Below are 25,263 nucleotides of genomic sequence, written 5' to 3' on the forward strand. Positions count from 1 at the left end.
GCGCAACAAAGCGCGCGCCAGCTCACATCTGCCGGATAAAGCGCCACCCTGGCACAGCGACAGGCTGGCCCTGACTGCATCCTCTTTGGCATCATGGCTCCTCGAACCTGAACAATGGCAGGAAGGTCCATGCAGCAAATCGTATTTCTCGACAGCGATACCCTGGATGCGGGCATCACCCTGCATCACCCCGACTTCCCCCATCACTGGCAGAGCTATCCGCGTACCGCCCCGGAACAGGTGGTAGGGCGGCTCAAAGATGCCCGCATCGCCATCATCAACAAGGTGCGGATCGGCGCCGCCGAGCTGGCCCAACTGCCGGAGCTGAAACTCATCGCGCTGGCCGCCACCGGCAGCGACAACGTGGATCTGGAAGCGTGCCGCGCCGCCAACGTCGGGGTATGCAACATCCGCAACTACTCGGGCCCCTCGGTACCGGAGCACGCCATGGCACTGATGCTGGCCCTGTCGCGCAACCTCTTCTGCTGGCGCCAGTCGCTGTTGGAGGGGCGCTGGCAACAGAGCGGCCAGTTCTGCTTCTTCGACCACAACATCATGGATCTGCATGGCAAGCAGCTCGGCATCATCGGCAAGGGGACGCTCGGTCAGGCGCTCGGCGAGCGGGCCAAAGGGATGGGGATGACGGTGCGCTACGCCCAGAGTCAGGTCGGCGCCAGCCACGACGAGGATCGTCTGCCACTCGACGAGTTGCTGCAAAGTTCAGACGTCATCAGCCTGCACTGCCCGCTCACCCCCTACACCCGCAACCTGATTGGCGAGCGGGAGCTGGATCTGATGAAACCGGGCGCTTTGCTGATCAACGTCGGCCGGGGTGGTCTGGTGGATGAAGAGGCGCTGCTGCAAGCGCTGGCCAACGGTCGGCTCGGCGGCGCCGGTTTCGATGTGGCGAGCGTCGAGCCGCCGCCCCCCGACCATCCCTTGATGAAGGCGCTGCAATACCCGCACTTCATTCTGACCCCTCATGTGGCGTGGGCCAGTGAGGAGTCGATGCAACGTCTCGCCGATCAGCTGATCGACAACATCAACGCCTTTGCCGCCGGTCGCCGCCAGCACCGGCTGGTGTGACCGCGCGCGCTGGTAACCGCAAAGTCAGGTGACCAGACCATGCAAAACGGGGCCAACAGACCCCGTTTTGCATCTTCCGCATTCACTGCGCACGCATCAATCGTCGTCGTGCCATCTGTGCTTCTTATGCTTTTTGTGCTTCTTGTGGTGTTTGTGATGGTGATGATCATCGTCGTCATCGTAATAGCGATCCTGACTCTTGTGACCATCGCCGGTTTTGGCGCCGATGGCCGAACCACCCGCCCCGCCGACCCCGGCGCCGATCAGTTGACCGGTATCACCGCCGACACTCTTGCCGATAGCGGCACCGCCCAGCGCCCCCACCGCGCCGCCAAGGGCCGCTTCATTCTTGTTACCCTTATTGGCCGTCGCCGCGCCACCAGCAGCGCCGCCCAACGCAGCCCCCACCAACGCGCCGGTATCACCCCCCAGCTCCTTGCCGATCATGGTGCCCGCCACCCCGCCCGCCCCGCCACCGAGAATGGTGTTGAGGGTTTCCGAACCGTGGGCTGCCGTGCTGCCCAGCAATAACGCCCCCAGCAGAGCCAGAGCGCCGATGCCACGCGTATTCATCTCCATGGGTACTCCTGTCAAACCTGATTAATTTCCTCTGCACTATACAAACCGGCAGGCAGCAAACCAGTGGGGGGCTGGCGGCAAGTAGACAATCAGTTGAAGCCCGGCAATGAGCGTGACTGGCAAGCTCGAATTCAATCGATTGAATAACCACAAGAAAATTTCCATTTCACAGCAATGGCGCGTCCCTCGGCAGGGCCAGGAGACTGTCGCAGCCCCACCCAGACTGCTGGCGTTCGGACAGCTCCTGTCACCTGCACGGGGCTTGCGAGCGCAATCTCAGCTGGGCTGGCTGTTCAGCTGCTCGATGATGGTGCTGCGCAGCAGGGCGCGCCCCTCGTCGATGCGGGTCGACCGGGAGAGTCCCTTAGCCCACATCAGAGCCAGGGTGCGGCTCAGCACCGGTTCATGCAGCGCCACGACCTTGAGCTGGGGATCACAGAGATGGGCAGTATAGAGTCTGGGCAGGATGGCGATGGCTAACCCCGAACGCACCAAACCGTGCAGGGTCTCGACATAGTCGGTGGTGTATCTGGGCTTGAGTCCCGGCAACTGGCTCTGGGCCAGCCCGTTGACCTGTCGGCTGACGTTACCTCTGGCAAACAGGGCGATATCGCGGTGAGCCAGCTGCTGCCAGCAGAGCACCGCCTCCGTTGCCAGCTGATCTTGCCGGTTGACCACCGCCACCAGCGCATCGTCCAGCAGCGGCGTAACCTCCAGCGAATCAGGTAACTCGCCATCCAGCACGCCAATCCCCGCATCCAGCGCCCCCTCGGCCAGCGCCTGCAACAGACCATCGTTGGTGTGATCCTGAAACTCGACCCGCAATCCCGGGAACTGCTGCTGCAGACGGGCGGCCGCCAGAGGAAACATCAGGGCACAGGCCGACGGTATCAGACCAATGCGCAGGGAGCCATCGCCCCCTTCGGCCATCACCTGCCGCATGTCAGCAAAAGCGGCGTGAGCCACATTGAGCAGCCCCTTGGCGTGAGGCAGGATCGCCTCCCCCTGTTCGGTCAGGGTGACCGCCTGCGCGGTGCGGTGAAACAGTTTGCCGCCAAGCACAGATTCAATCTGGCGCAGGGCACTGCTCAGGGCGGGCTGGCTGATGGCCATCTGATTGGCCGTTTCGGTAAAGTGGCGCAGCTGGGCCAGAGTGACAAAATACTGGATCTGCTTGAGAGAGAGCGCAGGCAGACGGCGCCAGGGTTCAGACATGGAGGAGACAACCGGAGAAAAACGTTTGCAGCAGCATAACCCTTTCTTATCCAGTTATAAATTCTTTGCGCTATGCACGAGCCAATCCCCTCCCTAAAGTGGGCCCATTATTCCCCTTGTCAGGCCATCTCCTTCATGTGTGAACAAGATGCATCCCTCAACTTGCGCCGCCGCGCCGTGCAGGCGGCCCTCGGCGAAGCCCCCTTCGATCTGCAGCTGACCAACGCCAACCTGATCGACATGGTGACCGGTGAGATCCGCCCCGTCGACGTTGGGCTGGTCGGCCCGCTGATCGCCAGCGTCCATCCGATCGGTACCTTCCAGCAGGCAAGCGAGACCCACGATCTGGCTGGCGCCTATCTCTCGCCCGGTCTTATCGACAGCCATGTCCATGTGGAGAGCTCCCACCTGACGCCGGAGCGCTACGCCGATGTGGTGGTCGCGCAGGGCACCACCACCATCTTTTGGGATCCCCACGAGCTGGCCAATGTGCTCGGGCTTGCGGGGGTGCGCTATGCCATCGACGCCAGCCGCAATCTGCCGCTGCGGGTCATCTGCGCCGCCCCCTCCAGCGTTCCCTCGACGCCGGGTCTCGAGATGTCGGGCGCCGACTTCCACGGTCCCGAGATGGCCACCATGCTGGAGTGGCCGGAGGTGGCGGGGATCGCCGAGGTGATGGACATGCAGGGGGTGCTGGACGGCAGCGAGCGGATGACCGGCATTCTGCACGCCGGTTTGCAGCGCAATGCCCTGATTGAGGGACATGCCCGGGGCTTGTGTGGTCACCGGCTGCAGGCCTATCTGGCCGCCGGAGTCAGCTCGGATCACGAACTCACCTCGGCTGCCGATGCGCTGGAGAAGCTGCGGGCTGGCCTCACCCTGCAGCTGCGCGGCTCCCACCCCTATCTGCTGCCGGAGATCGTCGCGGCGCTGAAACAGCTGCCCCACCTCTCCTCCCAAATCACCCTCTGTACCGACGATGTGCCGCCCGACATGCTACTGGAGAAGGGGGGCATGATTGCGCTGGTCAAACTGCTGGCAGAGCTTGGGCTGGCGGTGCCCGACGTGCTGCGGATGGCCACCCTCAATGCCGCTATCCGCCTGCAGCGCAACAATCTGGGGCTAATTGCCGCTGGCCGCAACGCCGACCTGGTGGTGTTCGACAACCTCACCGATCTTAACCCGCTCTGCGTCTACAGCGGCGGCCAGCGGGTCGCCCGCCATGGCGCCATTCTCAAACCCTCCGAGCCTGTCGCTGGTTGTCAGGCACCGCGCGATACCATGCAGATCCCCCTGCGCACGCAGGAGGACTTCGTCATCCGGGTGCCCGGGCTGGCTGCGGGTCGTGCCCGCTTCAAGACCATCAAGGGGGCTCGCTTCACCCAGTGGAGTGAAACCGAGGTTGAGGTTCGGGATGGCCAGGTGATTGTGCCTGCGGGATTTAGCCTCATCTCGGTGCAACACCGCCATGGCCGCCATCAGGCGGGCACCCGGCTGGCGCTGCTGGAGGGGTGGGGCGAGCTGCAAGGGGCCATCGCCACCAGCTACTCCCACGACTCCCACAATCTGGTGGTGCTGGGGCGCGCCCCGCAAGAGATGATGCTGGCCGCCAACACCCTGATCGCCAGCGGAGGCGGCATGGCGGTCGTCCAGCAGGGTAAGGTACTGGCCCACGTCGCCATGCCCATCGCGGGTATGCTCTCCGACCTGCCAGCCAGCGAGCTGGCCGCCAGCTTCCACGCCCTGCGAGAAGTGAGCGGCAAGGTGGTGGAGTGGGAGCCCCCCTACCGGGTCTTCAAGGCCATTGAGGGAACCTGCCTTGCCTGCAATGCGGGGCCCCATCTGACCGATCTCGGCCTCACCGACGGCCTGACCCGCGAGATTGTCGACCCTTTCATCTGCTGCTGGCCCCACGCCGATGCCCGCCAAGCCGATTAACACCGAGGAGAACAGCGTGAACCCTGTCGCCATTATTCTGGATACCGACCCCGGCATCGATGATGCCGTTGCCATCGCCGCCGCCCTGTTTCATCCCGGGATCGAGCTGGCGCTCATCACCACGGTCGCCGGCAATGTCGATGTCAGCAAGACCACCCGCAACACCCTGCGCCTGCTGCACTTTTTCGACAAAGAGGTGCCAGTGGCGCAGGGGGCCAGCCAGCCTCTGGTGCGCCCCCTCGACAATGCCAGCCACATCCACGGCCACTCCGGCCTCGATGGTTACGAGTTTGCCGAGCCAGGGCAACAGCCGCTGCCGGAGCATGCCGTCGAAGCCATGAAGGCCACCCTGCTCGCCAGCAAACAGCCCATGACGCTGGTGCCCATCGGGCCGCTGACCAATATCGCCCTGCTGCTCACCCTGCACCCCGAGTGTCGGGAGAAGATCGCGCGGATCGTGCTGATGGGCGGCTCGGCCGGTCGGGGCAACCACACCCCCAATGCCGAGTTCAATATCTACGTGGATCCGGAAGCGGCCCACATCGTCTTCAGCAGCGGCCTGCCCATCGTGATGTGCGGGCTGGATGTCACCAGCCGAGCCACCCTGACCGGCGAGATGATTGCAGCGCTGCCCGCCCTCAACCGCACCGGCGCCATGCTCCACGCCCTGTTCGGCCACTATCGTGGTGGCAGCATGCAGACCGGGCTCAAGATGCACGATCTCTGCGCCATTGCCTATCTGGTGCGCCCCGACCTCTTTATCACCCGGGCCTGCCATGTGGCCATCGAGACACGGGGTGAACACACCCTGGGCACCACCTCGGTGGATATCAACAACCGGCTCAAGCGAGTGCCCAACGCCGAGGTGTGCCTCGATATCGACGTGCCCGGATTCAGAGCCTGGTGCATGGAGACCCTTGCCCGCGCCATCTGATCCCGAACCGCCAGCTCGCTGGCCCATTCACATCAAGAAGAGAGTGTTGGAAACATGCTGGAAATAATTGTCAGCACCCTGATCCTGGTCATCTGCGGCTATCTCATCGCCAAAAACTACGATGCCAAGATAGTGCTGTTCGCGGCAGGCCTGCTGTTGATGTTCGCCGCCGTCGGACTGGGCCACCCGCTGTTGCCTGCAGCCGAGAGCAGTGGCCTCAGCTGGCTTGACCCCTTTGTCCAGATCAAGAAGATCTTCATCAGCCAGATGGGCAATGTCGGCCTCACCATCATGGTGCTGTTCGGCTTCTCCAGCTACATGAGCCACATCGGTGCCAACGACGTCACCGTCATGCTGCTCACCCGCCCCTTGAGCCGCATCCGCTCCCCCTACCTGCTGGTACCGGTGATTTTCCTCTTGGGCAACCTGCTCTCCTTGGTAGTGCCGAGCGCTGCCAGTCTGGCGGTGCTGCTGATGGCGACCCTCTATCCGGTGCTCAAGGCGTCGAACATGTCCTCCCTCACCGCCGGGGCCGTCATCGCCACCACTGCCACCATCATGCCCAGCCCGCTCGGGGCCGATAACGTGCTGGCCGCCCAGAAGCTGGGCATCCCGCTGGTGGAGTACATCGTCTCCTACCACGCCCCCATCTCGCTGCCGACGCTGGCGTTGATGGCGGTGGTGCACTACTTCTGGCAGAAGGCGATGGACAAGCGACAGCAGGCGCGCGGCGGACTGGAAGAAAAAGAAGAATCGCTCGCCGTGCCGACCGGGCTGCCACCCGCCTACTACGGCCTCTTTCCGGTGCTGCCACTGGTGCTGGTACTGCTGTTCGGCATCTGCTTTACCCATATCTCGCTCGGGCTGGTGGAGATCACCTTCGTCTGCCTGCTGCTCACCATAGGTGTGGAGCTGCTGCGCAAAGGCAATCTCAAGGAGACCAGCAAAGAGTTCGCCATCTTCTTTACCGGCATGGGCACAGGTCTGGCTCAGGTGGTCTCGCTCATCGTGGCAGCCAGCATGCTGGTGGAGGGGCTCAAAGCCATCGGCATCATCGATACCCTGGTGGACAGCGTGAAGCACATCGACGGAGTCGGCTCCATCCTGATGTTCTTCTTCTCCGGCACGGCGGCGCTGATCGGCTTTATCAGCGGCAGCGGGCTGGCGGTCTTCTACTCCTTTATCAATATCATTCCCGAGATCACCGAGAAGGTAGGGGTCAACAGCGTCGCGGTGGCCCTGCCGATGCAGCTCACTGCCAACCTGATCCGCTCCATGTCGCCGGTCGCCGCCGTGATCATCGTCATCGCCTCGATCACCGGTAGCAACCCTATCGAGATCATCAAGCGCACCTCGGTGCCCATCATCTCGGGCATCATCTGCTGCATGACCCTCTCCTACCTGCTGTTCAGCTAAACTAGCTCCGTCTGCTGGCGATCAATCAGGTCGCCTGCAGACGGTTTTTTACCCTCGGTTGAAAGTGAACCCACTGCATGTAAACGACCGGAAGATAATCGGGTGGTATAGTCTATAACTTGAGCGATTGGAGCCGGATGGCCTTGCTGCCAGCGCCGAAGATGACTATCAGGCAAACAAAGGAGATGTTATGAGCAGTCCGTTTATCGAGCAGATCAAAGCACGTCGTACCATCTATGCCCTGGGTGACCAGGTGTCCCATACGCCGGAGCAGCTGACGGCCCTGATCCAGGATGCCATCAGGCACAGCCCCTCCTCCTTCAACTCCCAGAGCTCCCGCGCCGTCATTCTGTTTGGCGCCCAACACCACAAGCTGTGGGATATGGTCAAAGCCGAGCTGAAAAAGATCGTGCCGCCGGAAGCCTATGCCCAGAGTGAGGCCAAGGTGGATGGCAGCTTCCGCGCAGGCTTTGGCACAGTGCTGTTCTTCGAGGACACCGACGTCATCAAGGATCTGCAGCAAAAATTCGCGCTGTATGCCGACAACTTCCCCGTCTGGTCAGAACATGCCACCGGCATCGCCCAGTTTGCGGTCTGGACGACGCTGGCTCAGGAGAAGATCGGCGCATCCCTGCAGCACTACAACCCACTCATCGACGAGGCGGTACGCAAGGAGTGGAACCTGCCCGCCAGCTGGCTGCTGCGCGCCCAGATGCCCTTTGGCAGCATCAAACAAGCGGCCGGAGAGAAAACCTTTATCGACGACGCAACCCGTTTTCGCGTCTTCAAATAACCGTTGAGATAGCAAAACACCCCCGCAGTTTGGGGGCGTTTTTATTACGGCAGGCAGCGCTGATGGCTCATGCCGCAATATGTGGCCGCGGCTCATTCTCTTAGGCGCTCAGGCGGGCAACGTCACCAGCAAGGACGTCTCTCCAAGTTCCACCTTCACCTCGCGCCAGTCGCGGATCACCGCCACCACCGCCGGATTGAGCGGCGCATCGCCCCCTACCTGCACCACGGTGCAACCTGCACGCAGGGCGCTCTCGATACCAGCCGGTGCATCCTCGAACACCAGACAGCGAGCGGGCGGTACGCCCAGCCGCTCGGCCCCCAGCAGATAGGGTTCGGGATCGGGTTTGCCATTGATCACGGCTTCGGCCCCCACCAGCAGGTTGGGCAGCGGCAAACCGGCACAATTCAGGCGATGGCAAGCAACCCGCTCACTGGCGGAGGTCACGATGGCCCAGCTCTGGGGCGGCAAGCGGCGCAACAACTCGCCAGCTCCGGCGATGGCATCGCCGCCGGTATGTTCCATCTCCAGCTCGTCAAGGCGCACCGCCTCCCGCTCCACATCCAGTTGCGGGGCCAGCGCACGGATCACCTCCCGCGAGCGCATGCCGTGGCACATCGCCAGCACCGGCTCGGGGGCCAGCTGATGATGCTGGCACCAGAGCCGCCACACCTTCTCCACATCACCGGTCGAGCAGACCAGGGTACCGTCCATATCGAGCAGCAGGGCGGCGACCACCACGGTTTTTGTGCCGCTCATACAAACGCTCGGTTTGCTACTCATGCCGGTAATCATGCCGATACTCCCGTCAGCTCGGGCGCAGCACCAGAGAGCGCATCGGCAAAGGCCTGCTGCTGGGCGGCACGCTCATAACAGGACAGCGCCTGCTCGGCACTGCCAGCCCACACTTGCATGGGGCCGACCACAAACCCCTGTTGCAACAGGCTGGCGAGCAGCTCCCCCGTCTCCGGGGCCGCCAATGGCTGGGCCAGCACCAGCGTGCCCTTGATCAAAAAGAGATAGCGTTGGGTAGACATGATATGGCTCCTTGTTCCGGTTCTGAGGAGGGAGGCGCCCCCCTTGCCAAGCCATTAGAACAAGGCGATTAGATAATTTATAATCAATAAATCGCCACTTTGGATAACCAATTGGAATGAAATTCGACTTGAGGCAACTGCAGGCGTTTGTGACGCTGGCCGACACCGCCAACTACCGGGAAGCGGCCAGCCGCCTCTTTATCACCCAACCGGCCCTCACCAAGCAGATCCAGGGACTGGAGCAGACGCTGGGCTGCACCCTGTTCAAGCGGGGCCGCCACGGTGCCGAGCTGACGGCGCTCGGCGCCCAGCTGCTCACCCAGGCAAGCGCACTGGTCAAACACGGCAGGGAATTTGAACGTCACGCACTGGCGGTGGCGAGCGGCGTGGCCGGTCGGCTCAAGATCGGCTTCGGGCTGTCCAGCTTTGCGCTGGCTCCTTCGCTGGTCGCCCGCTTCAAGCAGCAGGTACCCGATGTGATGGTACACATGCAGGACATGACCTCAGCCACCCAGCATGAGCGTCTACTGTCGGGTCAGTTGCAACTGGGCTTCATGCGCAGACCACAGGCCCCTCAATTGCAAGAGTACAGATTGCTGACCGACCGGCTGGTGCTGGCCGTTCCCAGCCAGATGACGGGGCCGGATCCGGCCACCTTCGACGTTGAGTGGGCCCTCGCCAACCAGCCCCTGCTGCAAATGGTCGGCCATCGTTGTCCTGGGCTGAGCCAGCAGATCGCCAGCTTCCTTGGCGCCAACCGGCTGACCGCCATAGTCCAGGAAGCAGAGGATATACAGACACTGGTCGCGTTGGTGGCCGCCGGGATCGGCAACGCCATACTGCCACGCAGCGTCAGCTTTATCGCGGGCCAGGGCGTCACCCTCTACCCCTTGTCCGGGCCAAAGTCAGAGTGGGAAATCAGTCTGGTCTGGAATTCCGAGTTTGCCGATCCCATTCGCGATCGATTCCTGCAGCTGGTCATGGCGGCACATCCCGCACCTCAGCAGGCTGAGTCAGAAGGGATAAAGCCTCGCCACGGTCCCATTATCGAATGTGGCCTTCACTCAAGGGTTGGGTAATGAGGGACAAGCCACGCTGTGGCAACGGTTCTTCCCCTCCTTCTTAGCCGTGTAGAGAGCCATGTCGGCTGCGGCCAGCAGCTCATCTTCCGAGATCAGCACCCGCTCCGGGAGCTGGGTAGCAATGCCGATACTGGCGCTGAGCCGGGCATCGCCCAGCTCATTCATACTCAACTCCTTGATCCCGAGGCGAATCGCCTCCCCCATCCTCAAGGCTGCCTCCTTGCCGGTATTGCCGAGGACCACCGCAAATTCATCGCCCCCGAACCGGCTTGGCAGATCCGCAGGCCGCTGGCAAAAGGCGTTGAGCAGGTGACCCACCTGCCGCAAGAGATCATCTCCAACCTGATGGCCGAAGTGATCGTTGCACGCCTTGAAGTTATCGAGATCCAGCATGATGAGGGAGAGCGGGGTATGTTCACGCATGCTGCGGCGCCACTCGTTATGCAGAAAACTGTTGAACAGCCGCCGATTGGCCAGTCCGGTCAGGGGATCATGTTGGGAGAGGCTGGCCACCTCCAGCTCCAGCAGCTTGCGCTCGGTGATATTGGTATGAGCGATGGCATAAAACTCGGTGTCAATGCCGACCACAGGGGCCACCCGCATCATAAACCAGCGCTGGGTATCCGGGCTGTGGCAGGGGTACTCCAGACAGAACTTCTCCTGAATACGGCGCAACACCCGGCGGATCCCCTCCACGGCACTCTGGGCTAACGGCTCATCGGTGCGGTCACAGACCTCCGTATAGTTGACCCCGATCCAGTCATACCCTTTGGGCATGCCGTTTTGCTCGGCAAACAGATCCCAGGCGAGATTGGTGTAATGGATCACCCCATCCCGATCGATCACCGAGATCTGATCCTCCAGCGAATCCAGCAGCGCGGCCAGATAATGGGATCGCTCGGCAAACTGGCTCCGAGGCTTCTCTCTTTCATCCACCATAGTGGCCATCCTGTGGCAAACGTGGCGCATCGCCATCTATTAACAGTTGCATCAGCAGTTAGAGTAAAGCACCCAATAACCACTTGGCCAACTGAGACCATTCATCGATAGGCCCCATCCGGCAAGGTTTCAGGCCAGCGCCCCCGCACCGGATAACAAGAACAGGTTATGAATGTATTTGACTGATAAGTAACATTTAATGCCCACACCACTGATTTTCACAGGGGATGCCATCTCCCTCTCCGTCCATTTTGGTATTCGGGCAGTTTTGCAAAAACCAGGTTGCCTCCTCGCAGGAGGTCATCTGGGAACAATGCTGCCGGCCATCACACTGGTAGCGTTGAGCCGGTTGCGATGAGACTTCACTGAAACTGCTGCCACCGCTGCTAACAGAGGGGGTCGGCAAGGGCGCCATCGACTCGGCCGAGAAGCGGGAATAGATGGAAAAGAGACCGGCGAGCACCAGCAGGGGGATCAGTTTGCCGCGCCAGCTGCTCTTGCGGCGCCGATAGGGGTTACTTCGCTCTCTGGTCGCGGTGGATCGTGGCGGCTGACTTGCCGCCCGCCATGATGGAGTTGCCGATGGTGTTGCTGATGGTGTTGCTGATCTTGCTGCTGATGATGATGCAGAAAATGACGCGGCCGATGGCCCTGCATCCGCCAACGTGAGCGGCCGCTCGGGGAAAAACACCTGTAGCGCCCTCGGCTTGCCATCCTGACCACTGCCGATCAGATAGGTGACGCGCTCCCCCGGCTCGGGCACGCGGCCATCTGATTGCAGCGCCGTGACATGCACAAACAGCCCTGCACTGCGTGATCCATTGGTTGTCTGCTCGGTGCCCTCTTGCTCCGGAGTGATAAATCCAAAGCCGCGCGCCTCGTTCCAGCTCGCGATCCGTCCCTGATAACGCATCTGTCCATCCTTGTTGCTATCCATGTGAGCACTATCTTGCCTGACAATCATGTTGCCCAAAAGCGCTGCGGCCCGACAGGGGGCCGCAGGGTCAATCTCAAAACGGTGATCGAGCGCAGCCTGCGTTAAGGATCAAGCCAGCTGGGACACCTTGATGATCTCGGCGATGCGACCCAGCATCCGCAGCGAGGTGTGATGCTCGATGGCATCTGCGGCGGCGCAAGCATCCTCCAGAATGGTGATGGCGTAGTCGCGATCGTGGCCATCCCGCGTCGCAGCCTGAATGGCCCAGCTGGTGCTCACCCCGCACAAATAGAGGTGGTCGATGTGATTGGCCCGCAGAGCAGGCTCCAGCGCCGTGCCATAGAAGGGGCTGACCCTGGGCTTGGCCAGCACCAGATCACCGGGTTGCACATCCAGATCCGGATGAAAGTCGGTGCCGCTGTCAGCCAAAGAGAGCGCCCCCAACTGGTGAGCGCGACCAAACATGGGAGACCCCTTGGGTTGCAGCAGATAGCCGCCGTCAAAGCCCACCTTGATCAGCACGACCAGCCAGCCGTTGGCGCGGGCATGGGCCAGCGCCTGATTGGCATGCGCAACAGTATCCTGCTCCAGCACATGGGCTGCAGAGGCGGCAATGCGCCCGTCGGGATGGGCAATATCGTTGATAAAATCGATCACCAGCAGTGCCTTGTTCATCACCTTTGCTCCTTCGCGCATTCAGCCCGTGCTATCTGGTTTCTACCTGTCAAACCAGCCCCAGTGCATAGCGCAGTGCCATCTCCTTTAAGGGGCCAGCTTTATCCGCCAGATTGAGAGCCAGATTGCGGGCCAGCTTAAGGGGGCCAATCTCGTTGCTGAACACCCCATAGAAGAGATCCATCCCCGACTGCATCAGCAGGTTGTCGGGACGACGGTGCCGCTCGTAACGGTCGGCCAACGCCAGTTGATGCCAGTCGGCGCCAGCTCCTTGCAGCAGATCGGTCCAGCAGGCCACATCCTTGAAGCCAAGGTTGACCCCCTGCCCCGCCAGCGGGTTGATGGTGTGGGCAGCATCGCCAAGCAGCACCACCCGACCGGCGTGATAGTCGTTGGCGTGGCGGCGCACCAGCGGGAAACTCCCCTTGCCGGTGACGGTGAACCCGCCGAGCCGGCTTGGGAAGTGGCGGCGCACCTCGGCGGCAAGCCCTTCGTTGCTCATGGCTGCCAGCGCCCGGATCCGGGCCGGGCTGTCATACCACACCAGGGAGCCGTGCTGGCCAGGCAGCGGCAGGAAGGCGCGCGGGCCGCTCGGGGTGAACTGCTGCCAGGTGATATCTTCCTGCGCAAAGTCGGTGTCGATATTGATCAGCATGCAGTGCTGGCGGTACTCGAAGCGCGATACGCCAATACCGGCCAACTTGCGGGTGTGGGATTCGGCGCCGTCGCAAGCCAGCACCCAGCGGGCGGCCAGCTCGCTGCCGTCATCCAGAGTCAGCACAGCTTCATCCGAGCCCTGGCGCAGGCTGGTCACCGCCGCCGGGGTGTGGGTCTGGATGGTGGGGAAATCCTCCATCCGCTTGAGCAGGGCGAGCTGTACCAGCCGGTTCTCGATGATGTAGCCGAGCTGGGGCAGGCCGAGATCGGCGGCGTTGAAGCGGGTAGCAAAGCCATCCAGCTCCCAGGTTTCCAGCCGACGGTAGGGGCACAGCCGCATCTGCTGCAGATGGTGCCAGGCACCGGCCTGCTCCAGCAGCGCCACCGAGGCCTGACTGATGGCGGAGACCCGCAGATCCAGCGGCTGCTCCGGCGCGTAATGCTCCGGCAGTTGCGTCTCGATGACCCGTACCGAGAGGCCCTGAGCCGCCAACAGGCAGGCGGTGGCGGCGCCCACCATGCCGGCGCCGACGATGGCGATATCACACTGTTCCATACATGTATTCCTGAAAGGGTGCGTCCGGCGACAGCGCCCGGACGTGAACCGGATGGCTGCATGATAGCGCAAGGTCGCCTGATAAACAGTGAGGCAAATGGGGAATTGCTGCGTCAAATCAAGGAGAAAGCTTATTGAGCTTGCTGGCAACAGGTATCGGGTGAGCACCATTGCCAGCTGGATATTAGCTAGGCAGTATCCAGATTGCGGAGTAAAATGCGCGGTCCTTTGACCATGCCGATTTCAAAACAAGTCAAGAGAAGCAATGAGCAAGAAACTTCACATTAAAACCTGGGGTTGCCAGATGAACGAGTATGACTCGTCCAAAATGGCCGACCTGTTGGATGCCAGCAATGGCTACACGCTTACCGAAGAGCCCGAAGAGGCAGATGTCTTGCTGCTCAATACCTGCTCCATCCGCGAAAAAGCGCAGGAGAAGGTGTTCCACCAGCTGGGACGCTGGAAAAAGCTCAAGGCCAAAAAGCCCGGTCTGGTGATCGGCGTGGGTGGCTGCGTTGCCTCTCAGGAGGGCGATGCGATTCGCCAGCGCGCTCCCTATGTGGATATCGTGTTCGGCCCGCAGACCCTGCATCGCCTGCCCGCCATGATCAAGGAAGTGCAAGAGGGCCGTGGTGCCCAGGTTGATATCGCCTTCCCCGAGATCGAAAAATTCGACAGCCTGCCCGAACCGCGCGCCGAAGGGGCCACCGCGTTCGTCTCCATCATGGAAGGCTGCTCCAAATACTGTACTTACTGCGTGGTGCCCTACACCCGCGGTGAAGAGGTGAGCCGACCGCTGGACGACGTGCTCTACGAAATCGCCCAGCTCGCCCAGCAGGGCGTGCGCGAAGTGAACCTGCTCGGTCAGAACGTCAACGCTTACCGCGGCCCGACCTTTGATGACGGCATCTGCACCTTCGCCGAGCTGCTGCGTCTGGTGGCCGCCATCGACGGTATCGATCGCATTCGCTACACCACCAGCCACCCGATCGAGTTCACCGACGACATCATCGAAGTCTACAAAGACACCCCGGAAGTGGTTAGCTTCCTGCACCTCCCGGTGCAGAGCGGCTCGGACCGCATCCTGACCATGATGAAGCGCCCGCACACCATTCTGGAGTACAAATCCAAGATCCGTCGCCTGCGTGCCGCCCGTCCCGACATCACCATCAGCTCCGACTTCATCGTTGGCTTCCCGAACGAGACGGACGAAGACTTTGAAGCGACCATGAAGCTGATCGAGGATGTGGGTTTCGACATGAGCTTCAGCTTCATCTTCAGTCCGCGCCCGGGCACCCCGGCCGCCGACATGCCCGATGATGTCGATATGGAAGTGAAGAAAGCCCGTCTGGCCCGCCTGCAGCACGTCATCAACAACCAGGCGATGCAGATTGGCCGCGCCATGCTGGGCACCACCCAGCGCATCCTGGTGGAAGGGCCCTCCAAGCTCGACCCGATGCAGCTGTGTGGCCGCACCGAGAACAACCGGGTGGTCAACTTCGAAGGCCAGCACACCCTGATCGGCGGCTTTGCCGACGTGGAGATCACCGAGGTACGTCCCAACTCCCTGCGCGGCAAGTTCATCCGCGGCGAGAGCGAGATGAACCTGCGGATCGCCACCGCCCCGAGCGAAATCCTGGCCCGTCGTCCCGACAATGTGCCGGACGAGCTGGGCGTGGCCGCCTTCACACCCTATTAATCCCCTCCTCCCCATTCGCCAGGCGGATGGGGAGCGCCTTGAGACGAGGATATTTTGAGCCGACACATCTCGACCCTGAATCTGCATCTGGAGCCCGCCGACAACCAGCGCCTTGCCAGCCTGTGCGGCCCCTTCGATGACAACATCAAGCAGCTGGAGCGCCGCCTCGGCGTCGAGATCAGCTACCGTGACAGCCACTTCCAGCTGGTAGGCAAACCGGCCCAGCTGGATGCCGCCGCTGTCATCCTCAAGCACCTCTATGTGGAAACCCAGCCGCTCAAGGGTGGCAAGGTGACCGACATCACCCCCGATATGGTGCATCTGGCCATTTCGGAGTCGCGAGTGCTGGAGCAGGATGACGAACCGGCGCCGAGCATCCCCTATGGCAAGGAGGTGACGGTCAAGACCAAGCGCGGCCTCATCAAGCCACGCAGCCCCAATCAGGCCCAGTACATCGCCAATATCGTGCGCCACGACATCTGCTTCGGCATAGGCCCGGCCGGTACCGGCAAAACCTATCTGGCGGTCGCAGCAGCGGTGGATGCGCTGGAACGTCAGGAGATCCGCCGCATTCTGCTGACCCGTCCGGCGGTGGAAGCGGGTGAGAAGCTCGGTTTCCTGCCCGGCGATCTCTCCCAAAAGGTCGACCCTTACCTGCGCCCCCTCTACGACGCCCTGTTCGAAATGCTGGGCTTTGAGCGGGTGGAGAAGCTGATGGAGCGCAACATCATCGAAGTGGCGCCGCTCGCCTATATGCGCGGCCGCACCTTGAACGATGCCTTTATCATTCTCGATGAGGCCCAGAACACCACCACCGAACAGATGAAGATGTTCCTGACCCGCATCGGCTTCAACTCCAAGGCGGTGGTGACCGGTGACATCACCCAGGTAGACCTGCCGCGCAACGCCAAATCCGGCCTGCGCCACGCGCTGGAAGTGCTGCAGGGGGTCGATGGTCTGTCGTTCAACTTCTTCGAGTCCAAAGACGTGGTGCGCCATCCGGTGGTGGCCCGCATCGTGCAGGCTTACGAGGCATTCGATGCCAAACAGGCGGCTGAAAAAGCAGCCCCTTATACCGGTAAGGAAAGTACCGGCAAAGAGAGCACCAGCAAAGAGAGCGAGCAATGAGCGTAACCCTGGATCTGCAGCTGGCCAGCGCCAGCACTGACGGCCTGCCCACCGAAGCCCAGCTGCAGGGCTGGCTCGATGGCACCATTCTCGGCTTCCAGCAGGAGGCTGAAGTGACGGTGCGTATCGTCGACGAGGCGGAGAGCAACGAGCTCAACCTCACCTATCGCGGCAAGGACAAGCCCACCAACGTGCTCTCCTTCCCGTTCGAGGCGCCGCCCGGTCTGGAGCTGCCGCTGCTCGGCGATCTGGTGATCTGCCGTCAGGTGGTGGAGCGCGAAGCACAAGAGCAGGGCAAGCCCCTCATGGCCCACTGGGCCCACATGGTTGTGCACGGCAGTCTGCATCTGCTAGGTTATGACCATATCGAGGATGAGGAAGCCGAAGAGATGGAAGCGCTTGAGCGCGACATCATGCAGGAGCTCGGTTTTGCCGATCCTTATCTGAACGACGAAGAGTAAAACGCCGGACGGTCATCCACTTGAAACAGCAGATGGCCATCCTTATATAACCCGAACAATTTCAAGTGTGTTGAAGCGAGTAACCAAGAGAAAAAATGACCGACGATCACCCTAGTACCGGCTCGCCGAAGAAAACCTGGCTCGACAAACTCAGCCAACTCTTCCAGGGCGAGCCAAAAGACCGCAATGATTTGGTAGACGTGATAGCCGATGCCGAAGAGCGAGACCTCATCGATCAGGACACCAAGGACATGATCGAGGGGGTGCTGGAGATCGCCGATCTTCGCGTGCGCGATATCATGATCCCCCGCTCCCAGATGGTGACCATCGAGAAGTCCCAGCCGATCGACGAGATCCTGCCGGTGATCATCGAGTCCGGTCACTCCCGCTTCCCGGTGATCAACGAAGACAAGGATCATGTGGAGGGCATTCTGCTCGCCAAGGATCTGCTCCCCTTCGGGTTTGGCGGCCATCACGCCAGCGAGCCGCTGCAGCTCGAGAAAATCTTGCGCCCCACGGTGATCGTGCCGGAAAGCAAACGGGTTGACCGTCTGCTCAAGGAGTTCCGTGAAGAGCGCTACCACATGGCCATCGTGGTCGACGAATTTGGTGGCGTCTCCGGTCTGGTGACCATCGAAGACATACTGGAACTGATCGTTGGCGAGATTGACGACGAGTTTGACGACATCGAGGATGAGCCGGACGAGATTCGCCGCCTCAGCAAGCGGGTCTTCTCCATCAGCGCCCTGACCGAGATCGAGGATTTCAACGACTTCTTCGGCACCAAATTCAGCGATGAAGAGGTGGATACGGTGGGCGGTCTGGTGATGCACGCCTTCAGCCACCTGCCCAAGAAGGGCGAGGAGATCGAGCTGGACGGCTACCTGTTCAAGGTGATGCATGCCGACCGGCGCCGTCTGCAGCAACTGCAGGTGAAGATCCCCGAGCACCACGCGGCGGCGCAATCCGAGCCGCAGTAAGCAGATCCGCTCGATGTGTGAAACAACGCCCCGACCTCGGGGCGTTGTGCTCTCTGCCACCGGCATAGAGGCTCGCCGTTGCCCCGCTTACAGGTTAAGATAGCGGCCATTCGACCCCAGTTGCACACCAAGACGAGCACAATCGCCCGTGAAATCATCTCCCGTTACATCAAGAATCCTGTTGAGCCTCAGCGCACTGGCCTGCGGTGCCATCGCCGTGTTGGCCTTCTCCCCCTTCGGCTACTGGCCGCTGGTGATCCCCTCCCTGCTCGGCCTCTACGCCATGCTGGACAAAGCCACGCCGAAACAGGCCGCCTGGCGCGGTTTTGGCTACGCCATGGGACTCTTTTTGCCGGGGCTGTGGTGGATCCACGTCAGCATGACCGAGTTTGGCGGCATCCCGCTGCCGGTCGCCTTCGTGCTGCTGGCCGGGCTCTCCGCCTATCTGGCGCTCTACCCGACGCTCGCCTGCTGGGCCTTCGCCCGCTTCTTTGGCGGCCGTCACTGGAGCCGCTGGCTGCTCGCCTTCCCGGCCCTGTGGTTGGTGGCTGACTGGCTGCGCGGCTGGGTGATGACCGGCTTCCCCTGGCTCTGGTTTGGTTACAGCCAGATCGACGGCCCCCTCAAGGGCTTTGCCCCCATTCTCGGGGTGCAGGGCATCACCCTCGCCCTGTTGCTGTCTGCCTCCGCTATCTGGCTGGTGTGGAAATCCCGCTCCCCGCTCTGGCTGGCGGTGCCCGCCCTGCTGGTCGCAGGTGCTCACGGTCTGATGCAGCTCAACTGGGTGACCCGTGGTGAGCCGGTCAAGGTGGCGCTGGTACAGGGCAATATCGCCCAGTCCCTCAAATGGGATCCGGAGGCGCTGGCCCCAACGGTGCGCACCTATCAGGATTTGAGCCGCGAGAATCAGGATGCCGACATCATCGTCTGGCCGGAGTCGGCGATCCCGGCCATCGAGAAGGCGATGGGCCCCTATCTGGAGAATCTGGACAAGGCGATGAAGGTGAACGATACCGGCCTGCTGGCGGGGATCATCCACTACGACGAGCAGCAACAGCGCTTCTACAATACCGTGCTCGGCATGGGGGTGCAGGATGCGGATGGCAAGGAGTCCTACTTCTACAACCACTCCAACCGCTACAACAAGTACCACCTGCTGCCCATCGGCGAATTCGTGCCGTTTGAAGATCTGCTGCGCCCCATCGCCCCTTTCTTCAACCTGCCGATGTCCTCTTTCAGCCGGGGCGATGACATTCAGCCCAACCTGATCGCCAAGGGGCTCAAGTTCGCCGCCGCCATCTGCTACGAGATCATCTTCCCGGAAGAGGTGCGCCGCAACGTCAATGCCGATACCGACTTCCTGTTAACCGTCTCCAACGACGCCTGGTTCGGCACCAGCATTGGCCCCTGGCAGCATATGGAGATCGCCCGGATGCGCGCGCTGGAGCTGGCTCGCCCGCTGCTGCGGGACACCAACACCGGTATCACTATCGTTACCGAGATCGACGGCAGCATCATCGGCCAGATCCCGCAGTTTGAAGCGGGCGTGCTGCGCAGCGAGGTGCGTCCCGCCCACGGCGAGACCCCCTATATGCGCTTTGGCAGCTGGCCCCTCTACGGTCTGACCGTGCTGCTGCTGGGTCTAGCGCTGGCGCTGCGCCCCAAGGCCCACCCCTGGGCCCGCGAGCTGTAACGCCAATCCGCAATCCGCGATAAAAAACGAGGCGCCCGCAGGCGCCTCGTTTTTTTTACGACAACTTATCACGCATCTTTTTGCAGGCAGCAGATCACATAGCCGTAACTGCCCAGATATTGGCGGTGGATGGCCACTTCCCGGCTCAAGTCCTGCCAGGCAGCACTCTCCCCCAGCTCGTCTCGATAGCGCAACAGATTGACCTCGATGGGGTCCAGATAATTGTTCCAGGCACTCATCGGCAATGGGGTGTGTGACAGGCAGCGGTAGCCTGCCGCTTGTACCGTCTCAAGCAGGCCCGCCAGCGTCTGCATGGCGGGATAATCCTGCTGCCAGAATGCCAATGCCTCCTCGGGCGGATTATCGGTCAGCCAGACCGCATCACTCAGCACGATGCAAGCCTGCGGGCTCGCGAGCAGCGGACGCCACGCCTTCAGCGCATTGGCAACCCCCATCACGTAGGCGCTCCCCTCCGCCCAGATGAGGTCAGCCGGAGCCAGATCGTCCGGCAGTGCCGCCATGTTGGCGCAGAGGGTGGATACATGCTCAAAGCCCGCCGCACGGGCGGAGTGCGCCACGGCGGCCAGTGCCTCCTCTTCCAGATCGATGGCCACAATGGCGGCATCGGTCACCTGAGCCAGCGCCATGGTCGATGCCCCGCGCCCGCAGCCCATATCGAGGATCCGGCGCGGCCGGATGGGCAAAGCAGCAAACTGCTGCTGAGTGAAGGCTCGATCCCCCGGCCCCCAGTAACTCATGCCATCCAGCAGCTGGATAAAGTCCTTGATGTAACGCTCATGTTCATTCATGTCTTTGCTCAACCATTGCAAGTGGTAGCGATTTTTCTCGCTAAAACCCTGTTTCATCACCCACGCGAAGTAGGCCTCCGGTGCCTCGCGCTGCAGTTGCAGCTGCCAGGCTTTGAATTCCTCACCAGAGCGCAGGCTCAGCCCCGCCAGATCCGCAAGCAGATCCCGGGCGCGCCGCATCCTCTCCAGCTCCTCATCCAGTTCCCTGACCCGGGCCTGCAATGCCGCCTGATCTATCTCACCAGCCAGACAAGCGAGGCACTGCTTGAGGCTGAGACCACCCGCCTGCAGGGCCTGCACCATCTGCAGTCGCTGCAGATCCCCCTCGTCATAGTGGCGATAGCCGTTGGCGGCCCGGGTACCGGAAATCACCCCCAGCTTCTCGTAATAGAGCAGGGTGGAGCGGGCGAGGCCGCAGCGGCGGGCCAGTTCGGATATTTTCATGGCAATCACTCACGGTGCGGGCCCTCAGGTGACCCGATAGAGACGAGCTTAAACTGTGAAGCTATAGACAGGTCAACGCCCTTTTCCAGAGATCCGCCAACAAAAACGGCCACCCGAGGGTGGCCGTTGTCAGCGCTATCAGCGATGCTACCGGCTCAGAGACCAGCCGCTTCCAGATGCTCCACCAGCAGCTGCACGCTGCGGTTACCGCGCCACTCGTTGACATCGAGCCGGTAGACCAGCCGCACCCGCTTGACCGAGGCATCGGGCCAGCGCTTGAGATCGACGCCGAAGGCGATGGCATCCACCGCATAGCCGGAATCGGTAGTCAGCATCATCTTGAGGTGCTTCTCTCCCACCAGCCGCTGCTGCACCAGCACGAATTCGCCGTCAAACAGCGGCTCGGGGAAGGCCTGACCCCAGGGGCCGGAGGCGCGAATAAGCTCCGCCAGCTCGAGGTTTAGCTCGTCCGGCAGCAGCTCGCCGTCGGTGAGCAGCACCCCGGTCAACAGCTCGGGGGTCACCAGCTCGCTGATGACCACCTCAAACGCCCGACCGAAGGCCTCGATATTGGCCTTGGGCAGGGTCAGCCCCGCTGCCATGGCGTGGCCACCAAACTTGCCCATCAGGCCGGGGTGGCGGGTATCGAGCAGTTCCAGCGCATCGCGCAGGTGCACCCCGGGGATAGAGCGGCCGGAGCCCTTGAGCTCGGTCTCGCTGCTTTCGGCAAAGGCGATGACCGGGCGGTAGTACTTCTCCTTCACCTTGGAGGCCACCAGCCCCACCACCCCCTGATGCCACTCGTTGCGGTGCAGCACTATGCCCGACGGCACCTCGCCATCGCGAAAACGGATCTGCTCCAGGGTGGCAAGCGCCTCCTGCTGCATCCCCTGCTCAATCTCCTTGCGCTCCTGATTGAGGCTATCCATCTCGGAGGCGAGCTGGCGCGCCAGATTGAGATCATCGCTCAGCAAACAGGCGACCCCGAGCGACATGTCATCGAGGCGGCCCACCGCGTTGAGGCGCGGCCCCAGCGCAAAACCGAGATCGGCGGCGGTGAGGCGGCGACCATCGCGGCCCGATACATCCACCAACGCCTGGATACCGGGGCGACAGCGGCCGGCCCGGATCCGCTGCAAGCCCTGATGGACCAGAATGCGGTTGTTGCCATCGAGCGCCACCACATCGGCCACCGTGCCAAGCGCCACCAGATCGAGATAATCCGCCACATTGGGGGCGCGCAGCCCTTGCCGCTCATACCAACCGAGCTGGCGCAGGTGGGTGTTGAGAGCCGCCATCAGATAGAAGGCCACCCCCACCCCGGCCAGCGACTTGGAGGGGAAATCGCAGCCATGCTGGTTCGGGTTGACGATGGCATCGGCGTCAGGCAGCTCCTGACCCGGCAAATGGTGATCGGTAACCAGTACCTGCATGCCCGCCGCCTTGGCCGCCGCCACCCCGGCGATGCTGGAGATACCGTTATCCACCGTGATCAGGAACTCGGCGCCACGGGCCACCGCCAGCTCGACAATTTCGGGGGTGAGGCCGTAGCCGAACTCGAAGCGGTTGGGCACCAGAAAATCGATGTGGCGACCGCCCATGGCGCGCAGCGCCAGCACGCACAGGGCCGAGCTGGTGGCGCCGTCGCAATCGAAGTCACCGACGATGAGGATCCGTTTCTGGGCAGTCAGGGCATCCGCCAGCAGCGGCACCGCCTGCTCCATGCCATAGAGGCGCTGGGGCGGCAACAGCTGGCTGGCGCTGCGCTCCAGCAGGGCGGGATCATCTACGCCACGGCTGGCGAAGATTTGGCGAAGCAGGGGATGCAGGGTGGCAGGCAGATGGGAATCATCAACTCGCGGACGACGACGGATTTGCAGGGACATCAATATGATCCAGTATCTTGAGCAGCTGTTCGGGGCTCTGATACCCGCGCACCAGATCCCCGTCAGAGGAGACCCAGGCCGGCAGTACCTTGACCCCCAACCATTGGCTCAGGCCAATATTTTGGATAAGGGTCTCACTACATGCCGTTTGAGGCAAATAGGCTTTTAACGGATCATTTTGCAGCAGGGGGTCGCTGCACCAGTCTGCCGCCCGTTCGGCATGGTCAATGACGGGATAGATCTCGACGCTCACGCCGGAGGCCTGCAACTGTTGCAGTGTGGCGGAGAGCTGACGGCGTGCCGCATCCTGTTCGCCGAGAAACAGCGCGACCCGGTGACGCTCATCCCGAGCCTTGAGCACGATGGGAGTATGGGCCACCTGAGCCAGGCCCAGTCGGCGCTGCTCACGCATGCCAGAGATGGTCAGGTTCTTCATGTCACGGGTCATATCCAGCATGATTCCCTGCACCACATAGTCCCCTTTGGCATCGCTGTAGAGCACCCCTTGCGAGGTGCCCAGCATATACAACCCCGCGATTGGGGTCGGTTCAACCAGATAGACGGGGACCCCCAGCCGGGCCGTGATGGTCTGTTTCAAGGCTTGGGTATCCATCCCCGCTCTGGCAGCAAATGTGCACAAAAGCATCATTCCCAGTAGTAAATACTTCACTTGTTTACTCACGTGGTATGAATGAATCGACCCAGCAAACTACAGCAGCACAGCTCATCATTCAACCAGCTACTTACCAAAAAATTAATATCACTTTGTACCAAAAAAATGGCTCCCCCCGATTGCCAAGGACTCATAACGCCCGCAAGCTAGTCAGGACGACAGTAACAACGCGGCTTAGCCTCTGTTTTTCCTGACAAGAGTTCGCCCTTTGGCAAGGGTAATCAACACGCTATCTTGTTTAATTTCGGAGGAAATAATGAGTCTGATTCAAGAGTTCAAAGCCTTTGCCGCCCGCGGCAACGTCATCGACATGGCGGTCGGTATCATCATTGGTGCCGCCTTCGGCAAAATTGTTTCCTCTTTTGTCGGTGACGTGATCATGCCGCCCATCGGCCTGATCCTGGGCGGCGTGGACTTCAGCGACCTGGCGGTCACCCTGAAGGCCGCAGAAGGTGCAACACCCGCCGTAGTTATCGCCTATGGCAAGTTCATCCAGACCATCATCGACTTTCTGATCATCTCTTTTGCCATCTTCATGGGACTGAAGGCCATCAACACCCTGAAGAAAAAGCAGGAAGAGGAAGCCGCCGCCCCGGCAGGCCCGACCAAGGATCAGGAGCTGCTGACCGAGATCCGTGATCTGCTGAAATCCCAGCAAGGGAAATAAGCGCCATCTCCTGTCGTGTAGAGATAAAAAAACCGCCTGCTGGCGGTTTTTTGTTTTTGGGAGGCCAGCCACTCAGGCTCTGGGGTGATGCTCCCCGTGCAGCGCCTTGAGTCGCTCGTTGGCCACATGGGTGTAGATCTGGGTGGTGGAAAGATCCGCGTGACCCAGCAGCATCTGCACAACCCGCAGGTCTGCGCCGTGGTTGAGCAGATGGGTGGCAAAGGCGTGGCGCAAGGTATGGGGGGATAGCTCGCCGTTAATCCCGGCCCGCTGCGCGTAAAGCTTGATGCGGTGCCAGAAGGTCTGGCGGGTCATCATACGGGCCTGCTTGGAGGGAAACACCACATCCGAGCTGGTGCCCCCCAGCAGCAGGGTGCGGGCCTCCCGGTAGTAACGCTCCAGCCAGTGCATCGCCTCCTCGCCCATCGGCACCAGCCGCTCCTTGTTGCCCTTGCCTACCACCCGCACCAGCCCCTGACGCAGGCTGACATGCTCGGCGGTGAGCCCCACCAGCTCGGAGACCCGCAGCCCGGTGGCGTAGAGCAGCTCCAGCATCGCCTTGTCCCGCAGCTCCAGCGGGTCATCCACCAGCGGCGCACTCAGCAGGGCATCCACTTCCGCTTCGCTTAAATCGGAGGGGAGTTTTTTCGGCAGCTTGGGCCCCTCCAGCAGCACGGTCGGATCATCGCTGCGCAGCTTCTCGCGGTTGAGATACTGGTAAAAACGGCGCAGCGCCGACAGGAAGCGGGCGGTGCTGCTCGCCGCAAACTGGTGATCGACCCGCCAGGCGAGGTAGTGCTGGATCTCGTCCATCCCCGCCAGCAGCAGCGAGCTACCCTGCTCGTCGAGCCAGAGGGAGAACTTCTCCAGATCGCTGCGATAGGAGCTGACCGTGTTGTCAGACAATCCCCGCTCCAGCCAGAGGGCGTCGAGGAAGGGTTCAATCAGGGGATGGAGGTCGGGCTTGCTCATGGTGCGC

Annotated in this window: 24 protein-coding genes; 12 read left to right on the top strand and 12 right to left on the bottom strand. The window is 61.7% G+C overall.

All coding sequences use genetic code 11. From position 1 onward, the window contains the following. Positions 1-129 precede the first annotated feature (129 nt). Complete coding sequence (locus OKC27_RS02255) at positions 130-1,086, top strand: D-2-hydroxyacid dehydrogenase (protein ID WP_182938064.1); 957 nt, start codon at positions 130-132, stop codon at positions 1,084-1,086. Positions 1,087-1,182: 96 nt separating this feature from the next. On the opposite strand, the gene OKC27_RS02260 is transcribed toward OKC27_RS02255, so the two are convergent. Continuing rightward, a complete protein-coding gene (locus OKC27_RS02260) occupies positions 1,183-1,665 on the bottom strand; it encodes a YMGG-like glycine zipper-containing protein (RefSeq protein ID WP_075112260.1) in 483 nt (160 codons plus the stop codon). 276 nt (positions 1,666-1,941) lie between these two features. Then, positions 1,942-2,880 carry a LysR family transcriptional regulator gene (locus OKC27_RS02265; protein ID WP_111805300.1) on the bottom strand — a complete coding sequence of 313 codons (939 nt, stop codon included), beginning with the start codon at positions 2,878-2,880 and terminating at the stop codon, positions 1,942-1,944. 135 nt (positions 2,881-3,015) lie between these two features. Between OKC27_RS02265 and OKC27_RS02270 the strand changes: the two genes are divergently transcribed. The 4 genes from OKC27_RS02270 to OKC27_RS02285 all read left to right on the top strand — a co-directional run bounded on the left by OKC27_RS02270 (position 3,016) and on the right by OKC27_RS02285 (position 7,961). Next, positions 3,016-4,818 carry an adenine deaminase gene (locus tag OKC27_RS02270; RefSeq protein ID WP_182938065.1) on the top strand — a complete coding sequence of 601 codons (1,803 nt, stop codon included), beginning with the start codon at positions 3,016-3,018 and terminating at the stop codon, positions 4,816-4,818. A gap of 16 nt (positions 4,819-4,834) precedes the next feature. Beyond that, on the top strand, positions 4,835-5,752 hold the full coding sequence (gene rihC, locus OKC27_RS02275; protein ID WP_234605598.1) for a ribonucleoside hydrolase RihC: 918 nt from the start codon (positions 4,835-4,837) through the stop codon (positions 5,750-5,752). 54 nt (positions 5,753-5,806) lie between these two features. Further along, a complete protein-coding gene (gene dcuC / locus OKC27_RS02280; protein ID WP_182938067.1) occupies positions 5,807-7,168 on the top strand; it encodes a C4-dicarboxylate transporter DcuC in 1,362 nt (453 codons plus the stop codon). Positions 7,169-7,358: 190 nt separating this feature from the next. Then, a complete protein-coding gene (locus OKC27_RS02285) occupies positions 7,359-7,961 on the top strand; it encodes a nitroreductase family protein (protein ID WP_182938068.1) in 603 nt (200 codons plus the stop codon). A 108-nt stretch (positions 7,962-8,069) separates the two neighbouring features. Here the strand turns inward: OKC27_RS02285 and OKC27_RS02290 are convergent, their stop codons facing one another. Further along, positions 8,070-8,720: an HAD-IA family hydrolase gene (locus tag OKC27_RS02290; RefSeq protein WP_182938069.1), complete on the bottom strand. Its 651-nt coding sequence runs from the start codon at positions 8,718-8,720 to the stop codon at positions 8,070-8,072. A gap of 32 nt (positions 8,721-8,752) precedes the next feature. Further along, positions 8,753-8,998 (bottom strand): hypothetical protein, encoded by a 246-nt coding sequence (locus tag OKC27_RS02295; RefSeq protein WP_182938070.1) that lies wholly within the window; start codon positions 8,996-8,998, stop codon positions 8,753-8,755. 116 nt (positions 8,999-9,114) lie between these two features. Between OKC27_RS02295 and OKC27_RS02300 the strand changes: the two genes are divergently transcribed. Next, positions 9,115-10,077 (top strand): LysR family transcriptional regulator, encoded by a 963-nt coding sequence (locus tag OKC27_RS02300; protein ID WP_182938071.1) that lies wholly within the window; start codon positions 9,115-9,117, stop codon positions 10,075-10,077. On the opposite strand, the gene OKC27_RS02305 is transcribed toward OKC27_RS02300, so the two are convergent. The 4 genes from OKC27_RS02305 to OKC27_RS02320 form a co-directional block, all read right to left on the bottom strand. Beyond that, positions 10,063-11,019, bottom strand: a complete 957-nt coding sequence (locus tag OKC27_RS02305; RefSeq protein WP_182938072.1) for a sensor domain-containing diguanylate cyclase — start codon at positions 11,017-11,019, stop codon at positions 10,063-10,065. The two genes, OKC27_RS02300 and OKC27_RS02305, sit on opposite strands and share 15 nt — an antisense overlap. A gap of 196 nt (positions 11,020-11,215) precedes the next feature. Then, on the bottom strand, positions 11,216-11,932 hold the full coding sequence (locus tag OKC27_RS02310) for an excalibur calcium-binding domain-containing protein (protein WP_182939781.1): 717 nt from the start codon (positions 11,930-11,932) through the stop codon (positions 11,216-11,218). Between the two features lie 132 nt (positions 11,933-12,064). Next, on the bottom strand, positions 12,065-12,631 hold the full coding sequence (locus tag OKC27_RS02315) for a cysteine hydrolase family protein (protein WP_182938073.1): 567 nt from the start codon (positions 12,629-12,631) through the stop codon (positions 12,065-12,067). 49 nt (positions 12,632-12,680) lie between these two features. Further along, the gene (locus OKC27_RS02320; RefSeq protein WP_182938074.1) at positions 12,681-13,844 is read right to left on the bottom strand and encodes an FAD-dependent oxidoreductase; all 1,164 of its coding nucleotides are present in this window, start codon (positions 13,842-13,844) and stop codon (positions 12,681-12,683) included. Between the two features lie 265 nt (positions 13,845-14,109). Here OKC27_RS02320 and miaB point away from each other — a divergent pair, with 265 nt between their 5' ends. The 5 genes from miaB (at position 14,110) to lnt (ending at position 19,805) form a co-directional block, all read left to right on the top strand. After that, positions 14,110-15,543 (top strand): tRNA (N6-isopentenyl adenosine(37)-C2)-methylthiotransferase MiaB, encoded by a 1,434-nt coding sequence (miaB, locus tag OKC27_RS02325; RefSeq protein ID WP_182938075.1) that lies wholly within the window; start codon positions 14,110-14,112, stop codon positions 15,541-15,543. A gap of 54 nt (positions 15,544-15,597) precedes the next feature. Continuing rightward, a complete protein-coding gene (locus OKC27_RS02330; RefSeq protein ID WP_042061078.1) occupies positions 15,598-16,671 on the top strand; it encodes a PhoH family protein in 1,074 nt (357 codons plus the stop codon). Next, positions 16,668-17,132 carry an rRNA maturation RNase YbeY gene (gene ybeY, locus OKC27_RS02335; RefSeq protein ID WP_069554113.1) on the top strand — a complete coding sequence of 155 codons (465 nt, stop codon included), beginning with the start codon at positions 16,668-16,670 and terminating at the stop codon, positions 17,130-17,132. Before OKC27_RS02330 ends, ybeY begins: the two co-directional genes overlap by 4 nt. A gap of 95 nt (positions 17,133-17,227) precedes the next feature. After that, the gene (gene corC, locus OKC27_RS02340; protein ID WP_042061076.1) at positions 17,228-18,112 is read left to right on the top strand and encodes a CNNM family magnesium/cobalt transport protein CorC; all 885 of its coding nucleotides are present in this window, start codon (positions 17,228-17,230) and stop codon (positions 18,110-18,112) included. A gap of 148 nt (positions 18,113-18,260) precedes the next feature. Further along, entirely contained in the window at positions 18,261-19,805 is a 1,545-nt protein-coding gene (lnt, locus tag OKC27_RS02345) for an apolipoprotein N-acyltransferase (RefSeq protein ID WP_182938077.1), read from the top strand. Between the two features lie 68 nt (positions 19,806-19,873). Here the strand turns inward: lnt and OKC27_RS02350 are convergent, their stop codons facing one another. From OKC27_RS02350 to OKC27_RS02360, 3 genes are all read right to left on the bottom strand, one after another. Beyond that, the gene (locus OKC27_RS02350; protein ID WP_182938078.1) at positions 19,874-21,058 is read right to left on the bottom strand and encodes a MerR family transcriptional regulator; all 1,185 of its coding nucleotides are present in this window, start codon (positions 21,056-21,058) and stop codon (positions 19,874-19,876) included. Positions 21,059-21,213: 155 nt separating this feature from the next. After that, complete coding sequence (gene recJ, locus OKC27_RS02355) at positions 21,214-22,944, bottom strand: single-stranded-DNA-specific exonuclease RecJ (protein WP_182938079.1); 1,731 nt, start codon at positions 22,942-22,944, stop codon at positions 21,214-21,216. After that, on the bottom strand, positions 22,910-23,557 hold the full coding sequence (locus tag OKC27_RS02360; protein WP_042658574.1) for a disulfide isomerase DsbC N-terminal domain-containing protein: 648 nt from the start codon (positions 23,555-23,557) through the stop codon (positions 22,910-22,912). Before OKC27_RS02360 ends, recJ begins: the two co-directional genes overlap by 35 nt. Before the next feature lie 316 nt (positions 23,558-23,873). Here OKC27_RS02360 and mscL point away from each other — a divergent pair, with 316 nt between their 5' ends. Beyond that, entirely contained in the window at positions 23,874-24,284 is a 411-nt protein-coding gene (gene mscL / locus OKC27_RS02365) for a large-conductance mechanosensitive channel protein MscL (protein ID WP_047438040.1), read from the top strand. A gap of 72 nt (positions 24,285-24,356) precedes the next feature. Here mscL and xerD read toward each other — a convergent pair whose 3' ends face one another. Beyond that, positions 24,357-25,256 (bottom strand): site-specific tyrosine recombinase XerD, encoded by a 900-nt coding sequence (gene xerD, locus OKC27_RS02370; protein WP_108542164.1) that lies wholly within the window; start codon positions 25,254-25,256, stop codon positions 24,357-24,359. Positions 25,257-25,263 lie beyond the last annotated feature (7 nt).

Source organism: Aeromonas sp. QDB62 (assembly GCF_027705695.1).
In the GTDB taxonomy this organism is placed as follows: Bacteria; Pseudomonadota; Gammaproteobacteria; order Enterobacterales; family Aeromonadaceae; genus Aeromonas; species Aeromonas allosaccharophila.

Excerpts from the sequence above, each read along its gene's own strand:
- OKC27_RS02320 (WP_182938074.1), bottom strand. The coding sequence starts at position 13,844 with ATGGAACAGTGTGATATCGCCATCGTCGGCGCCGGCATGGTGGGCGCC.
- OKC27_RS02270 (WP_182938065.1), top strand. The coding sequence starts at position 3,016 with ATGTGTGAACAAGATGCATCCCTCAACTTGCGCCGCCGCGCCGTGCAG.
- OKC27_RS02305 (WP_182938072.1), bottom strand. The coding sequence starts at position 11,019 with ATGGTGGATGAAAGAGAGAAGCCTCGGAGCCAGTTTGCCGAGCGATCC.
- OKC27_RS02285 (WP_182938068.1), top strand. The coding sequence starts at position 7,359 with ATGAGCAGTCCGTTTATCGAGCAGATCAAAGCACGTCGTACCATCTAT.
- OKC27_RS02265 (WP_111805300.1), bottom strand. The coding sequence starts at position 2,880 with ATGTCTGAACCCTGGCGCCGTCTGCCTGCGCTCTCTCTCAAGCAGATC.
- OKC27_RS02295 (WP_182938070.1), bottom strand. The coding sequence starts at position 8,998 with ATGTCTACCCAACGCTATCTCTTTTTGATCAAGGGCACGCTGGTGCTG.
- OKC27_RS02350 (WP_182938078.1), bottom strand. The coding sequence starts at position 21,058 with ATGAAAATATCCGAACTGGCCCGCCGCTGCGGCCTCGCCCGCTCCACC.
- OKC27_RS02255 (WP_182938064.1), top strand. The coding sequence starts at position 130 with ATGCAGCAAATCGTATTTCTCGACAGCGATACCCTGGATGCGGGCATC.
- OKC27_RS02315 (WP_182938073.1), bottom strand. The coding sequence starts at position 12,631 with ATGAACAAGGCACTGCTGGTGATCGATTTTATCAACGATATTGCCCAT.
- OKC27_RS02260 (WP_075112260.1), bottom strand. The coding sequence starts at position 1,665 with ATGGAGATGAATACGCGTGGCATCGGCGCTCTGGCTCTGCTGGGGGCG.
- miaB (WP_182938075.1), top strand. The coding sequence starts at position 14,110 with ATGAGCAAGAAACTTCACATTAAAACCTGGGGTTGCCAGATGAACGAG.
- mscL (WP_047438040.1), top strand. The coding sequence starts at position 23,874 with ATGAGTCTGATTCAAGAGTTCAAAGCCTTTGCCGCCCGCGGCAACGTC.
- xerD (WP_108542164.1), bottom strand. The coding sequence starts at position 25,256 with ATGAGCAAGCCCGACCTCCATCCCCTGATTGAACCCTTCCTCGACGCC.
- OKC27_RS02360 (WP_042658574.1), bottom strand. The coding sequence starts at position 23,557 with ATGGATACCCAAGCCTTGAAACAGACCATCACGGCCCGGCTGGGGGTC.
- recJ (WP_182938079.1), bottom strand. The coding sequence starts at position 22,944 with ATGTCCCTGCAAATCCGTCGTCGTCCGCGAGTTGATGATTCCCATCTG.
- corC (WP_042061076.1), top strand. The coding sequence starts at position 17,228 with ATGACCGACGATCACCCTAGTACCGGCTCGCCGAAGAAAACCTGGCTC.
- OKC27_RS02300 (WP_182938071.1), top strand. The coding sequence starts at position 9,115 with ATGAAATTCGACTTGAGGCAACTGCAGGCGTTTGTGACGCTGGCCGAC.
- OKC27_RS02290 (WP_182938069.1), bottom strand. The coding sequence starts at position 8,720 with ATGAGCGGCACAAAAACCGTGGTGGTCGCCGCCCTGCTGCTCGATATG.
- OKC27_RS02310 (WP_182939781.1), bottom strand. The coding sequence starts at position 11,932 with ATGCGTTATCAGGGACGGATCGCGAGCTGGAACGAGGCGCGCGGCTTT.
- ybeY (WP_069554113.1), top strand. The coding sequence starts at position 16,668 with ATGAGCGTAACCCTGGATCTGCAGCTGGCCAGCGCCAGCACTGACGGC.
- dcuC (WP_182938067.1), top strand. The coding sequence starts at position 5,807 with ATGCTGGAAATAATTGTCAGCACCCTGATCCTGGTCATCTGCGGCTAT.